We start from the raw sequence: 14284 nt of genomic DNA, 5'->3' as shown, positions 1-14284 counted from the left end.
GCTGTAAGATCGCGGAGTAACCCGCTCCCCATACGGGAAAATTTACGCTAGAGCCAGTGCCCGCCCCAGGGACTTTACTTTCGCAAGAACTTCCACATCGATCAGGTTCTCTTTCTCGTCGAAGGCTTCGTGGGCCTTCGCCAGACTAAACTCCTCTTCGAGCACGTCGACCCGCATATTCTTCAAGAATGGCCGGAGAAATCCCAAACTACGGGATCCGCCATAACCGCCCGGCGAGGCGGAAAGAATCGCCGCTGTTTTCCCCGAAATTGCGGAAAGCGGAAGCTCATCCTCCGCATCCGCGCGCGATACCCAGTCAATCGCATTCTTCAAGGCCGCCGTAATCATGCTGTTGTATTCGGGAGATGCAATCAGCAGTGCATCATGTTCTCGAAAAAGCTCTTTGAGCCTTACAGCCGCTTCGGGTTTGCCCTCGGCATCCTCAAAGTCCTGGTTGAAAACCGGCAGCGGAAAGTCAGCAAGGGAGATGACGGTCACTTCCGCTCCGGCCTCTTTCGCCCCTTCCGCAGCGATTTTCACCAGCTTCTGATTGTAGGAACCAGCCCGTAGACTGCCGCTGAACGCCAGGATTCTTTTCATAGATGGCTATAGATTACCCATAAATGGATAATCTGTATATCCTTCTTCGCCCTCGGCATAAAAGGTATCGGGATTCGGCTCGTTCAGTGCCGCTCCAGTGCGGAAACGCTCGACGAGATCCGGATTGGCAATCGCCAGCTTGCCGAAGGCCACTGCATCCGCCTTACCCGCAGAAATCACCTCACGCGCCTTCTCCGCGGTAAAATTCTCATTGGCGATATATACGCCACCGAAGGCTTCCTTCATCGACGGGCCAAGTGGTGGCTCATCGAAGTTTTCCCGCGCACAAATGAATGCCAGCCCGCGTTTTCCCAGCTCCGCGGCCACTTTTTGGAAAAGCCCCGGAAGATCGGAATCTCCCATATCGTGGGCATCACCGCGTGGCGCGAGGTGCATTCCTACTCTATCCGCCCCCCAGACATCCGTGACCACATCTACGACTTCCATCATAAATCTCATTCGGTTTTCCACAGACCCGCCGTATTCATCAGTTCGCTTGTTGGTAGAGTCCTGCAGGAACTGATCAATCAGGTAACCATTCGCCCCGTGAATTTCCACTCCATCGAAGCCGGCCTTCTTCGCGTTTTCCGCCCCCCGCTTATACTGCTGGACGATTTCTCTGACTTCCTCCGTGGTTAGCGCCCGTGGCTCCACAAAATTCTTCATGGGACGCACCAGACTGACATGGCCGTCTGGTTTTACCGCACTCGGTGCAAGCGGTGTCTTCCCATCCAGATAAATGGGATCCGAGATGCGGCCGACATGCCAGAGCTGGAGCAAAATCTGCCCGCCTTCCGCATGAATCCGCTCCGTGATCTTTTTCCAGCCGGCAACTTGTTCATCGGACCAAATACCCGGAGTATTCGGGTAGCCGACGCCCATCGGATCAATTGAAGTCGCTTCGGTCAGAATCATGCCGAAGTCCACCCGCTGCGAGTAATAGGTGGCCATCAGTTCATTTGGCACACGTCCCTCGGAGGAGCGGCAACGTGTCAATGGGGCCATGACAATACGGTTTGGTAGCGTTAACGCGCCTGCTTTCAGGGGCTGGAATAATGGATCATTCATGATTTGTGGAAAAACCAAGACACCCACATAACTCTTAGGTCAAAAGAAAGTTTGTGCCATTTTCACGTTTTTCACGGAATACCTTGAAACCAATTTTTCCCAGCCAATGTTTTAAAAAACTCATCCATGCGGCGGTCACAAGTTGCACCGCACGCCCTTTCCCGTATTATACCTCCACATGACATCATTCCTCATCACCTGCAGCAACGCGACATGCGCCGTCCCGGAGGCGAACCGCGAGCTTTTCAAAGGCTCCGAGGATAGGGTCACGTCCACCGAGGGATGGGAGCCGGGCTCCCTGAACCTCGCCCAGGGTCTTGCCATGAAGTTCAGCACACCGCTGATCCACGGAGATGTCACCCGCCTGTTGATTAATCTGGATGAAGAGGGGGACTCCCTGTGGAGCACTATTTCTGAAAAACTGCCGGAGCCCAACCGTCAGAAGCTGATCGACCGCCATCTGATGAAATTCCGCCAAGCCATCGAGAGCCGGGTGAATGAGGATTTGAAGCGTCATGATCTCATCCTGCATCTCATTATCCACACGGCGCCCATCGCCGATGGGGCCATCATTTTCGAGCACGCCGGGGCATCCCAGGCCGGCATCTATGCGGAAAAGATCGTCACCCAGCTTCCAGCAAAGGAAATCCAGGTCACCTGCCGGAAGCTTTCGGATAAAACGCCATTTATTTCGTGGCTGCTGGAATCCTTTCCCAATGAAAAATACGGCCTGATCCGCATTACCGTTTCCCAGTCATTTTTTATGAAATCCGTTCCCATGCGCTGGGAAACCATAAAAAAATCCCTCATCAAAGCGATCCACGACTCCCGCGATCCAGGATGACTGTTCCTACCCGGTTTCCAGCCGCGGATCCTCTCTTGAAATTTTCGTTTTGAGCTCCCATCCCACCAGCACCTGGCTACGCCGTGCTCTCACACATCCGGATTTTTCCGAGCACCTTGCTCCATTGGCAAAGGGTGGAAAAACCGTTGTGCTGGATCATGCGGAGGAAGCCTCCCATTCGTTTTTTTTAGCGCTTGCATGCAATGCATCCGCAGCTCTCGGTAGAAAGCGCCGCTGGCTGATCTGCGATTCTCCACGGCAGCGGGAACGCCTCGCGACGGAGCTGGAACTATGGGGAATCACCGCGCTCGTCCTCCCGGATTCGCCGGTCAATCCTGATAATGATCTTCATGAAATTTCAGATCCCGAGACTGCTGCCGAGTGGTTCGCCATCCTGGAAATCCTTGCCTCGGCCGAATCCTTCGCCATCCTTTGCGGTGCCGATAGCTTTTCCCAATACGCGCCTTCGGCGAGTTCTCTGCTGTCTAATCGCACCCACCTGAAACCTGGATTGGATCTGGATCCATCCACCTTCGCCGAGACACTGACCAACCATGGCTACGAGCGTCACCCGACTGTTACCGGACGCGGGCACTTTGCGATCCGTGGCGGCATTCTCGATCTTTTTCCCTTCCAGTCCCCTCGTCCGCTTCGCCTGGAGTTCTTCGATACCGAGCTGGAATCCATCCGTGAGTTCGATCTGAATACCCAGGCTTCCACCCGCAAGCTGGAAGAAATCGATCTCCTGCTTACCGAGCCGCCGGCAGTGGCAACGATTGCCGACTATTTCAGGAAAGACGATTTCCTCATTTCCGTCCAGGCAGCCGCCATCGAGAGCCCCACTCTCCCGCCGGATATAATCATTACGGAAAATGCAGTAGAAGAGGAAGGCGAAGAGGATTTCACACTGGCCGCTTATGGTTCGCCCCTTGGCACTTTCGATGCCGGTGATTTTGTGCTGGATGAGCTCCGCCGGGAAACGTTTTTCAAACAGCTCAATGAATGGCAGAGGGAGGAATGGGATATCGGAATCGTCTTCTCCACAAAAGGTGAACTGGAGCGTTTCACAGAGCTTTCCGGAAAAAATCTTGAGCGAGATCTCGGCCTCACCCCCGTCCTTGGCGAGCTCATCTCCAGTTTCACCCTCCCGGCTACTAAACTCGCAGTATTGTCATCCTCCGAGCTCTTCGGCCGCTACCGCACCCCCGGTTCCGCCCGCCGCTCCACGGTCGAGAAAGCCCGCGCCATCCGTGCCCGCGCCACACTGGATGATATCGAAGAAGGCGATCTCGTAGTCCATTACGAATACGGCATCGGGAAATTCAGAGGAATCGTCCAGGACGAGGACGGCGAAGAACTACAGATCGAATACAAGGATGGCTCCATTCTATCCGTCCCGCTAGAGCAAGCCCACCTCATCGGGAAATACGTCGGAGTCGGAGGAAAAACCCCGGACCTCAATAAATTGGGCAATCCGACCTGGCAGAAAAACCGCAAGCAGGCGGAGAAATCCATCCTTGATTACGCCGCCCGCTTGCTCCGCATCCAGGCGGAGCGCGAGCACGAACAGGGCCACGCACACCCGCCGGATACCCGCTGGATGTTCGAGTTCGAGCAATCCTTCCACTATACGGAAACGCCTGACCAAAAGCAGGCCATCATCGATACCAAGCACGATCTCGAAGCCCCCCGCTCCATGGACCGCCTCATTTGCGGCGACGTTGGATTCGGGAAAACCGAAGTCGCCATCCGCGCCGCCTTCAAGGCCATTACCGGCGGAAAACAGGTCGCTCTCCTTTGCCCCACCACCGTCCTCGCAGAGCAACATTGGCGCACCTTCCGTGAGCGTTTTTCCGACTACCCCGTCCGCGTCGATCTCCTCAACCGCTTTCGCAAACCCGCCGAGGTCCGCGCGACGATCAAAGGTCTGGCCGATGGCTCCGTTGATATGGTCATCGGCACCCACCGCCTCATCTCCGGCGATGTTGCCTACAGGAACCTCGGCCTGGCTATCGTCGATGAGGAACAGCGCTTCGGCGTCGCCCACAAGGAGAAATTCAAAGACCTCTTCCGCCAGATCGACGTCCTCACCCTCTCCGCCACCCCCATCCCGCGCACCCTCTACATGGCGCTCATGGGCGCGCGCGACATGTCCACCATCGACACCCCGCCGCCGAATCGCCTTCCGGTATCCACTACCGTTACCGCCTACGACGAACGCATCATCCGCGATGCCATCCGCCGCGAGATGAAACGCGGCGGCCAGGTCTTCTTCCTCCACAACCGCGTCAAAACCATCGAGCAGGTTCATAAAAAGATAAAGGAACTCGTCCCCGAAGCCCGCGTCCTCGTCGGCCACGGCCAGATGGACAAGGACGACCTCGAGACCGTCATGCACGCCTTCGTCAACCACGAGGCCGACGTCCTCCTCGCCACCACCATCATCGAGACCGGCATCGACATCCCGAATGCCAACACCATCCTCATCGACCGCGCCGACCGCTTCGGTCTCGCCGATCTCTACCAGCTCCGCGGCCGCGTCGGCCGTGCCGGGGAAAAAGCCTACGCCATCCTCCTGCTACCGAGGGAAATGATCACCCAAGGCGATGCCCGCAAGCGCATCCACGCCATCAAGCAATACACCGCCCTCGGCTCCGGCTTCAAAATCGCCATGCGCGATCTCGAAATCCGCGGCGCGGGCAACCTCCTCGGCACCAAGCAATCCGGGCACATCGCCCAGATCGGCTTCGATCTCTACTGCCAGCTCCTCCGCCAATCCGTCGACCGCCTGAAGGGCAAACAAGACCCCAGCCTCCAGGAGACCACCTTCAAAGCCGACTTTATCGTTCCCACCGAGACCCAATGGGTCTCAAAAGACGACAAATCCGAAGTCCTCCCCGCCTTCATCCCCACCTCCTACCTCTCCGACGCAAAACTCCGCATCAACGCCTACCGCGAGCTAGCCGAAGCCAACACCCCCAAATCCATCACCGCCCTAGAGAAAAACTGGCAAGACAGACACGGCCGCTTCCCCCACCCCGTCAAACACCTCATCACCATCGCCAGAATCAAAGCCGAAGCCGCCTCCAACCAGATCACCTCCGTGGAGATCTCCGGCCAGCGCCTGATGCTCCAGAGAAACGGGAGCCCAATTTTGTTGGATGGCTCCCGCTACCCCAGACTGACGAAAACGAAGCCGGGGGAGAAACTAGAGGAGGCGCTTACTTTACTTGAGAGTTTCTAGAAAGTAACGATAGAATCTTTCCGGTGTTAGGACCAGATTTGACAGATATCCTACCGCTCGACTGGTAATCCCTCACTTTTCAGTGCAGCATACAACAATCCCTGCCCTGTATTCCCCGGCACATAAACATTCTTATTCAACTCATCTTCACCGATACTTACCTTATCAAATATCTCATCAAATTCCTGAACCGCAACAACCCGCGGTTCATCGTCCACAATAAAAACATACGCATCTTTCAGAAATCGGATAAGAGCATTATACCCAGTTGTCCTTGACAATATTTGTCCCTCTTTGGGATCACTCCAAGCATTTGGCCACTTATTAGCCACGGCCTGAAAATAATTTGACACGATAAGAAAGATCGAAGCAAAATCATCATCACGGTAGTAGTTCAAAAAAATTCGACTCCTCCAATCCTCTCTGGGCTCTGGCTTCCGAGATAGACCGAAGATGCTTTTTGAGCGTTCTTTTTCTTGATTAGGCGGCAGATATCTTAATAAACCATTAACGACAGTGGCTTGCGCGAGCGTTTCCCCATCCACGCCAGGGGTTCTAACTCCCAGGCGTTTGATCTTCTTATAAAATGGACCATCCTTATCAGAATTCAGTGCAACTACGACGTCATGAGCCACCTTATAGGGACTTTTTTCTTTTGCATAATCAAGCAGATCATAGGTCAAAGATTTATTAACTTTTGTCTGAGCTAGATTAACGCGAGAGAAAATTTCTGCTTGGTCAGCAATGTCTGCTCCAACGAAAATAGAAACATTTACCTCAAAGGGCTCTTTGTCTGGGTCTCTATGCTCGAGTCCAGCAAGGCGGTGCTGACCGTCAACAACGAAGGCTGAAGCGGCTAGTGGGATAGGATCATCTCCCTCCCCTCCGTCATAGGCGTGAACTTCCAACCGATAAAGGCCTTCGCAGCCTTTCACTTGTGTGAGAGTGACACATCTTTCATCTATAGCCAAGATCACTGACGTAGGAAAAGTTGCATACTCCAAATTGACGTATTCTCCTAGATCTTTGAGACGTGATTTCGAAAGCTCTCTTTGGATACCGTCGATAGACCCCGCCTTACCTTGACCAAAAGCACGCACATCTACGGTTGTGATCTCCAACAAAGATTTTGCATCAATTGCGCCAATATAAAATTCACCGATCGGTTGTGAAACCTTCAAAACATTCATAACATTCATAACTAGGCCTCAGGTTTTGCACGTCTTTCATTTACTTGCCTCAAAATATCTTGGGCCCTTAGATCCGACTCTCTAGGTTTGGGTTTATTTATTCTAACAGCAGCAGCCAGCACAAGCCAAAGCACAGCCAAAAACAGATAAATCACAAAAGCAGCAGTAATTATTTCTCCGTTAAGATCTTTATTGAATCCGTCACTGCCCTTTAGCGCTGCTCCTCCACCGATCGTCGCACCGAGAATCACAAGGACAACCAGAGCATGAGCCCACCAAGCGAAAGACCCTTTATTCAAAGCCAGGAGGACGGCGATAGCGCCACATAAACCCAAGATTGGCAGGACTATTTCGCCTCCTTGCCAGTATCCATAAAAAGTATCAGAAAATGCTTCAGAAGTATTAGCGCCCTCTGATTCAGACCATTTTATAGAAAGAAAAAAGAATGGAATAAATGTAAATACAACGGTAACAATCACCTCGAAAAAGGACTTTGAAACCTCCGAAAATGTATCGAACGGAAAACTTTCCACCAACCAACTCTTACAACCCCGAAAAAATCGCGATATTCCGTGATAGCATTTTGCATTCTGGCGATCACTCAATGACATAGATAGCCTCCGTTGTTTTATTTCTATTTAATGAATTACCCGCTATTAGCGATGCACGACCCATGGGGCGATATCTTCCTTCCTGACGGTAAAGGTCGCGAATACTTTCATGGTCAGCGTTAGTCAGAACGACTTTTGCACCTCGCCTCACGGCATTAGTCAATTCGATTTTCAATCTTAATTGATCCTGCCAGCTGAAAATATTTTGGTTATACCGAACGAATCCGTTGGTATTGTGCGCCGTGGTGTATGGAGGGTCAGCAAAAACCAAATCGCCCTCGCCTGCTTCACGGATTGATTCAGCAAAATCAGATGCCCTAATGGTGGCACCACTTAAAGCCCTGCTAATTTCAGCAAAATCTTCATCTTCGAATAAAACTCTGCTTTTCGTACCAATCGGAACATTAAATTCACCCTTAAGATTCACCCTGTATAGACCATTGTAGCAAGTTCGATTTAAATAAATAAACTGAGCAGCTCTCGTATGAGAAGTAACTCTATTCCTCTTACGCTCTTCATAATAGAACTTCTTATCATGGAGCCGCTGCAGCCGTTTCAGCTCTCGGAAAACTAGCTCCCAACTGTCTCGAACTGCGGTATATACTTCAATCAGACGTGAATTCACATCGCTCAACAGGGCATCTTGTGGGCGGGTGTGAAAAAAAACAGCACCACCACCCAAGAACGGTTCAATATAACGGCCAGAAAATTCTGGGAGCTCAAAGGTTGGATCTGCGATTAGCCATCGCTTCCCACCGGCCCATTTGATGAATGGTTTTAAAACAGGACTGGACACTCTCCGGTTAGGAGTAAACTTTTCGATAGCCTGCTGCAAGGCTATAAATTAGCTGCGAATCTCGTCGATCCCTCGTAGGGATTAGGTGACGCGTCGTCGCATTTCGATCCGCTCTTCTCCGAAGTGTTTTTGCCAACCAAGCTCCCCGCTGCGCCTCCCAGCTTGCCATCCGTATTGGGATGCAGCAGGTTCCTTGGGATCAGACGTCCCATGAAGAAACTCCTCCTGCCACTCCTTGCTGCCCATCCCCTTCTCCATGCCCAGCTGCCCGTTTCACCCGGTGCGGAACTCACCCTTGCTAGCGAAGGTTTCAAGTTCACGGAGGGGCCTGCGGCGGATGCGCAGGGCAATGTCTATTTCACGGACCAACCCAACGACAGCATTCTCAAGTGGTCGGTGGAGACGGGGAAAACCAGTGAATTCCTGAAGCCCGCCGGTCGCTCCAACGGTCTTTTCTTCACCCCGGAAGGCAAGCTGATCGCCTGCGTGGACGAGAACGGCGAGCTGTGGAGCCTAGACCCGGCAAGCAAGGAGGTGACGGTGTTGCTATCCGGATATGACGGGAAGCTTTTCAACGGGCCCAACGATGTCTGGGTGGATCCTGGCGGCGGGATGTATTTCACCGATCCGTTTTACAAACGCCCCTACTGGGAAGGCCGTGAAAAACCGGAGCAGGAAAAGCAGCGCGTGTATTTCCTGCCGAAGGGCGCAGGGAAGCCGGTGGTGGCCGAGGACACGCTGAAGCAGCCGAACGGCATTATCGGCACGGCGGATGGGAAGACGCTTTTCATCGCTGACATCGGCAGCGGGAGGACCTACCGCTACAAGATCGGGGCGGATCACAGCCTGGGGGAAAAGGAGCTTTTCTGTGAAATGGGTTCCGACGGGATGACGCTCGATGCGGCCGGCAATCTTTATCTCACGGGCAAGGGTGTGACGGTTTTCGACAAGAACGGGGTGAAACTCGGGGAGATCCCGGTGCCGGAGGGATGGACTGCGAACGTGGCCTTTGGCGGCAAGGAGATGAAAACCCTGTTCATCACGGCCATGGATTCCCTCTACACCCTGGAAATGTCCGTGCAAGGCAGCCGGGGTGCTGATGGCAGGAAATAGGCCAAACCGGTAATCAGGGCTCGATTCCCCAAGGGCTCAACCTCATGTGTGAATGGGTCACCGCTATCTCACAGTATTTTTGGCGGCATCCCAGTTCGAAAAGGCGGATGCAGCCATGGCTTCCGGCGCGGCCGATGGTATCAGGGACGAGGCTGCCGTGGATGCCGACGGGGTTGTTGGGGGCGCAACGAAGGCTGAGGAGTAGGCGCGTCCTCGCGCCTTGAGTTCCGGGCGGCGTCTCCGCCGCCTGTGGGAATGTCTTTCTTACCGCGGGCGGGACGCCCGCTTGGACTCAAGGCGCGGGGACGCGCCTGCTCCTTATCGAACGACTCCTTAAATTTTGTCGCGTTTTGTTGAAACGCTAATTTTCGCCCTCTCTCCGATTCACTATTGTCAATCAATCGGTCGCGACAGCCTGAATCGTGTGCTAGGTAGAGGAGCAATTTACGATGGGAAAAGAGTCTGTTGAAGATTTCAAATCCCGCTCAAACAGACCTAACAAACAAAATTATGAACGATAACAATTCACCAGAAAACAGCGATGAGAATAAGGAAGTCATCAAAGAAGAAGAAATCGGCGAGACCCGCCACGATGAGGAGGTGACTGCCAAAGGCATCGTTCGTTCTTTGTTCATGGCCAATGAACCAGAACAAAGAATGGAAGTAGATAAATCGGATAACCGAGCAGATTCTGATGATACCGCTTAGCTAGCCAACTGAGGAAAGTTCGGCCCTTAATTAGGATCAGACCCGCTATCCCACCTTTTCTGAGGCGGCTGAGTGTAAGGAGTAGGCGCCTTACAGCGCCTTGGGTTCAAGAGGGCGACTCCTTTGAACTTGTCGCGTTTCGTCGAAACACTAGTATCGACCCCATGTCTGATTTCCTCGATCCCTCCGAAGAAATCCGAAAGCATGGATCGAAGCTCCCCCATTGGCAGCAGGATGGGGTGATGCAGTTCGTTACTTTCCGGCTTGGTGATTCACTCCCACAATCCAAGCTCAGGGAGTGGAGCGAGAACCGCAGAATTTTCCTTGAGCAGAACCCGAAGCCATGGACAGAGGAAACGGAATTCGAGTTCCGCCGCCGCTTCACCCAACGCATCGAGGAATAACTGGACGAGGGTGCCGGCTCCTGCATTTTCCGGATACCGGAGACCTGCGATCTACTGGAGAACATTCTGATGAAATTCCAGGGTGAGAAATATCTGCATGAGTCATGGGTCATCATGCCGAATCATCTCCACATTCTAACTAAACCTCTGGAACCCCTGGAAAAACTAATACATGCATGGAAGAGCACCTTTTCCCACAACTTCGACCGGGGCAGAATTTGGCAAAAAGGATACCGCGATACCCTTATCAGGGATCCGAAGCATTTCGCCAACTGTGTGCGTTACATCCGTCGCAACCCCCGCCAGCTTCCGCGAAATAGCTTTACGCTTTGGGAAAGCGACCGGGCCAAAAAGGTAAGCGCTTACAAGGTGTAGCCGGATCTCCGAGAAAACCCTGGAAAATTCTGCAGAGCCTTTGGATCACTTCTCTGTCGATGTGATTTTCTCGACACCGAAACGAATAAAAGCACTGTTAATGCTCGGGGCTCGGGAGGGATACCAATAGTATTCCACCGTCACCATCCGTTTCTTCGGATCCCTACTGGAATTATCGTAGTCCGTGATACCGACGCCTGAAACGAGACTTTGAGTTCTGCGCCCTCCCACGCTTTCCGCAATTCGTGTCCAGGAAATCAGGTTTTCCGAGAGCTCCACGTGGAAGCCTCTTCGGAAAAGATTGCTTGCACCGCCACTTCATAAGCTGTTCCCGTTATTAGGCCGTTAATTTTGGCATCCTGTGCGCCTTCGGGTAAGTAGCCGGGCAGTCGCGTCAACTTCAGACTACCGAGAGGGCGCTGATAGATGGCGAAACCCCGGGCATCTGGGGGTGCCACCGATGAGATCTTGAGGGTCTGGCTGTTCATCGAATCCACCTGTAGTCCGGAAGGCCCGGCCGGTGGTGCTGGCAACCGCCGGGTTGCGATGTGGTCATTGTCCCCCACGGCCACCCACAGGCCATTGGCGGCGCTGATCGCATTGTAGGACCCTCCCGCATGAAACTCCGGAATGATGAAATTTCACGAGCTGAGACGTTCGATATATATACCTACTCTACAAGCGCCTTCCGAATATGGCGTTAGATGTCACAGGGGGTCACCCGGCCGTATCAACGGGGAAATTCCGCTAGAGTGCTTCAAGAACCGGGCGATAGGCATCGGCAAAGGTATTCCGGAAGTCTTTTTCCCCAGCCTTCTGGGAGATTTTCATAAAGAAGCGCCCGACCACGAGATAGCGCTCCTGTAAGGTATCGGTCACAAGTTCCAGGTCTGTTCCAGAGTCTCCCAATGGTGTCTTTTCCTTCGGGCCGCCGTAGCGCCTGGCATCGGCTTCATAGCCGCTCTTTGCTGCTGCGGCATCAGGATATTCCTTGAGGATTTGCACCGAGACCGTGACCTTTTCCTCATCATTCCCGTAGCTGAATGTGCGGTTTGCGATTTGTAATAAAATCCTCCAGTCCTTGCCAAACGAGCTGGCCTCAACCGGCACCCCTTCCAGAGGCGGCTTGGTCAGTTGCGCGGTAGTCGAAACATTCAGAATAAGCCCCGCCAGCAGTGAGAACCATAGTGTTTTCATAAAACCAATCTGTAACAGTCATTTCTGTTAGTAAATCATGGAGTTATAACTTGCAGAATATTAGGATGAATCTGCCGTGCGGACACGGCAGATCGTAGGCAATCAAATCCTATCCTAAGACGCGGGGACGATCTCGAATGAATCTTCCGTGCGCACATAGATGATGGATTCCGCGTCAGGTTCACCGGAGATCTCGTGAGTGGCCCGACCTTCTGAACCGAAGTATTCACCGGGCTTCAAGACGTGAAATTCCGCATCGGCGGATGGCCTGTGCTGTGCTGCGCCCATGATTATCACCGCACGAAGGGCACCGCCATTACTGCTCAAGGTTCCGTTGAACCCAGCCGGAAGCTTGACCAACGTCCCGCTCGGATGACCGGGCTGCGGCTTGCCCCAGAGGTAGGCGATTTCCACGCCTCCGGGCCTATCCGGATTTGCAGCCGGATTTGCAGCCGGCTTGATCCAGGTGGAGCGCGAGTGGTCCAGCCAGACGAGGTTGGCGGCGTCCACATTGACCGGCCGTTCCCCATTGTCTTCCGCCTGCCCTTCGGGAAGCACAAGATACGGGCCGTGATCAATCTCTATGTAAGCTAGGACATCCTCGCCTTTTGCCGCCGTGATATGCACTTCTCCCGCCGGCTGCGTCCAAAATGATCCGGGAGGCATCCACATTTTTGCAGCGGCGGGATCGTCATTGTGAACCAGTCCGCTGATGACGATTCCGCGGTAGGTCACATTGTGGATATGAGGCGGCGATGAGAAGCCATCAGAGAATCTGACGAGGAAACCTGTTGTTCCCTCCTCTGTCCGGTTACCCCATAAATTGGCGGCTCTGGGACCATTCTTTCCCCGGGCAGGATTAAGCGCACCCCATTCCACATCGGAGGTGGTGACCCGCGTCGGCTCTGGGTTTGGAGTGGTATCCGGAGCACCGCTCCGGGCGATGACATGGGCCGAGACGAGCACCGCAGGAATTAACGCCACGATCAGCGACGGTGAAGTTTCTCTAAAGTTCATTGATTGGGAGATTTAGATTTTGTGTCAGGCTAAAAGGGCCGGGAGATCAATGATCAATGATCGATGACGACCTTGCCCATTGCTTTCCCGCTTTCCAGACGCGCATGGGCCTCACCTGCCTGATCGAGGGAATACTGATTCTCATCAAGGACCGGTGTAAGGTTGCCCGACTCGGCGATCTTTGTCAGCTCCCGGAGGATTTCCCCATGTGTCTCGCGCTGATGATCATGCAGCATAGGGATCAACATGAACACCACATGTAGGGACAGCCCCTTGAAATGCGCCGGATTTAAATCCAGCTCACACATCGCGACCGTGGTGGCAATCTGCCCGTTTAGAGCCGCGGCTTCAAATGAATTGCTCAGGTTTGCCCCGCCCACGGAATCGAAAACCAGCTCAAATCCTGCTCCGCCGGTGTGCTTCCCGACATAGTCCTCCACCTTTTCGGTTTTATAATTAATCGGAGTCGCGCCAAGGCGCTCGATCAATGCCAGCTGCTTCTCGCCGCCTCCGGTGGAATAAACATCCGCACCGAAGTATTTCGCAAGCTGCAGGGCAACGTGTCCCACCCCGCCGGAGCCTCCGTGCACGAGCACTTTTTGTCCTGCGCCAATTCCCGCCCGCATCAAGCCCTCATAAGCGGTGATCGCAACCAGAGGCAGGGCGGCAGCCTCCCGCATTGAAAGGTTCTTCGCTTTGCGTGCGATCAATCTCGCATCGGCCACCACATACTCCGCGAGAGTTCCCTGCAAATCCGCAAGACCTCCGACGCAGCCATAGACTTCATCTCCTACGGAAAACGTGGTAATCCCCTCGCCGATCGCTTCTACGGCCCCGGCTACATCCATTCCAAGGATCGCAGGTGCCGGTGGCGATAGCGGCAACTCCCCGCCCATGTTCCGGATCATGGTATCGACGGTGTTAACGCTAGACGCGGAAATTTTTATCAGGACGTGACCCGGCTTGAGCTCAGGCTTTGGAACTTCTGCGGCTTCAAAAACTGAATCCGCACCATAGGAATTGAGGAGCATTGCTTTCATGATTATCGTTGTTTTGTGTTTCGAGATGGAAAAAAGGCCGGGACTAATTTGAAAAACAATCAATCACCGCCTTTCAA

15 protein-coding genes are annotated in these 14284 nt (G+C 53.5%); 7 read left to right on the top strand and 8 right to left on the bottom strand.

Annotated features, from left to right (window positions below; translation table 11 throughout):
• Positions 1 to 42: 42 nt before the first annotated feature.
• Together ACFSSA_RS07480 and ACFSSA_RS07475 are read right to left on the bottom strand one after the other, a co-directional pair.
• A complete protein-coding gene (locus ACFSSA_RS07480) occupies positions 43 to 600 on the bottom strand; it encodes an NADPH-dependent FMN reductase (RefSeq protein ID WP_386819801.1) in 558 nt (185 codons plus the stop codon).
• A 6-nt stretch (positions 601 to 606) separates the two neighbouring features.
• Positions 607 to 1668, bottom strand: a complete 1062-nt coding sequence (locus ACFSSA_RS07475) for an alkene reductase (RefSeq protein ID WP_386819799.1) — start codon at positions 1666 to 1668, stop codon at positions 607 to 609.
• 178 nt (positions 1669 to 1846) lie between these two features.
• Between ACFSSA_RS07475 and ACFSSA_RS07470 the strand changes: the two genes are divergently transcribed.
• A complete protein-coding gene (locus ACFSSA_RS07470; protein ID WP_386819797.1) occupies positions 1847 to 2512 on the top strand; it encodes a hypothetical protein in 666 nt (221 codons plus the stop codon).
• A gap of 49 nt (positions 2513 to 2561) precedes the next feature.
• Positions 2562 to 5756 carry a transcription-repair coupling factor gene (gene mfd, locus ACFSSA_RS07465; RefSeq protein WP_386819795.1) on the top strand — a complete coding sequence of 1065 codons (3195 nt, stop codon included), beginning with the start codon at positions 2562 to 2564 and terminating at the stop codon, positions 5754 to 5756.
• 50 nt (positions 5757 to 5806) lie between these two features.
• Here the strand turns inward: mfd and ACFSSA_RS07460 are convergent, their stop codons facing one another.
• From ACFSSA_RS07460 to ACFSSA_RS07450, 3 genes are read right to left on the bottom strand one after another with little or no spacing between them, the layout of a single operon-like run.
• The gene (locus ACFSSA_RS07460) at positions 5807 to 6946 is read right to left on the bottom strand and encodes a DGQHR domain-containing protein (RefSeq protein WP_386819793.1); all 1140 of its coding nucleotides are present in this window, start codon (positions 6944 to 6946) and stop codon (positions 5807 to 5809) included.
• An 11-nt stretch (positions 6947 to 6957) separates the two neighbouring features.
• Positions 6958 to 7557, bottom strand: coding sequence for a hypothetical protein (locus tag ACFSSA_RS07455; RefSeq protein WP_386819791.1), 600 nt, complete (start codon positions 7555 to 7557; stop codon positions 6958 to 6960).
• Positions 7544 to 8392: a DNA adenine methylase gene (locus ACFSSA_RS07450; protein ID WP_386819789.1), complete on the bottom strand. Its 849-nt coding sequence runs from the start codon at positions 8390 to 8392 to the stop codon at positions 7544 to 7546. Before ACFSSA_RS07450 ends, ACFSSA_RS07455 begins: the two co-directional genes overlap by 14 nt.
• A 171-nt stretch (positions 8393 to 8563) precedes the next feature.
• On the opposite strand from ACFSSA_RS07450, the gene ACFSSA_RS07445 reads away from it, so the two are divergent.
• From ACFSSA_RS07445 to ACFSSA_RS07425, 5 genes are all read left to right on the top strand, one after another.
• Positions 8564 to 9466 (top strand): SMP-30/gluconolactonase/LRE family protein, encoded by a 903-nt coding sequence (locus tag ACFSSA_RS07445; protein WP_386819787.1) that lies wholly within the window; start codon positions 8564 to 8566, stop codon positions 9464 to 9466.
• Positions 9467 to 9518: 52 nt separating this feature from the next.
• Positions 9519 to 9671: a hypothetical protein gene (locus ACFSSA_RS07440; RefSeq protein ID WP_386819785.1), complete on the top strand. Its 153-nt coding sequence runs from the start codon at positions 9519 to 9521 to the stop codon at positions 9669 to 9671.
• Between the two features lie 305 nt (positions 9672 to 9976).
• Positions 9977 to 10174, top strand: a complete 198-nt coding sequence (locus ACFSSA_RS07435; protein WP_386819783.1) for a hypothetical protein — start codon at positions 9977 to 9979, stop codon at positions 10172 to 10174.
• Positions 10175 to 10338: 164 nt separating this feature from the next.
• Complete coding sequence (locus ACFSSA_RS07430; protein WP_386819782.1) at positions 10339 to 10578, top strand: hypothetical protein; 240 nt, start codon at positions 10339 to 10341, stop codon at positions 10576 to 10578.
• Positions 10579 to 10647: 69 nt separating this feature from the next.
• Positions 10648 to 10953 (top strand): transposase, encoded by a 306-nt coding sequence (locus ACFSSA_RS07425; protein WP_386819780.1) that lies wholly within the window; start codon positions 10648 to 10650, stop codon positions 10951 to 10953.
• 747 nt (positions 10954 to 11700) lie between these two features.
• On the opposite strand, the gene ACFSSA_RS07420 is transcribed toward ACFSSA_RS07425, so the two are convergent.
• The 3 genes from ACFSSA_RS07420 to ACFSSA_RS07410 form a co-directional block, all read right to left on the bottom strand.
• The gene (locus tag ACFSSA_RS07420) at positions 11701 to 12150 is read right to left on the bottom strand and encodes a hypothetical protein (protein WP_386819778.1); all 450 of its coding nucleotides are present in this window, start codon (positions 12148 to 12150) and stop codon (positions 11701 to 11703) included.
• 114 nt (positions 12151 to 12264) lie between these two features.
• Positions 12265 to 13167 carry a DUF4437 domain-containing protein gene (locus tag ACFSSA_RS07415; RefSeq protein ID WP_386819777.1) on the bottom strand — a complete coding sequence of 301 codons (903 nt, stop codon included), beginning with the start codon at positions 13165 to 13167 and terminating at the stop codon, positions 12265 to 12267.
• A gap of 53 nt (positions 13168 to 13220) precedes the next feature.
• Entirely contained in the window at positions 13221 to 14207 is a 987-nt protein-coding gene (locus ACFSSA_RS07410; RefSeq protein WP_386819776.1) for a zinc-dependent alcohol dehydrogenase family protein, read from the bottom strand.
• Positions 14208 to 14284: the final 77 nt, after the last annotated feature.

It is taken from the genome of Luteolibacter algae, assembly GCF_042683045.1.
GTDB classification, from domain to species: Bacteria; Verrucomicrobiota; Verrucomicrobiia; order Verrucomicrobiales; family Akkermansiaceae; genus Luteolibacter; species Luteolibacter algae.
The sequence above is the reverse complement of the archived record's forward strand: the minus strand, read 5'-3'. Positions and strand labels throughout refer to the sequence as shown.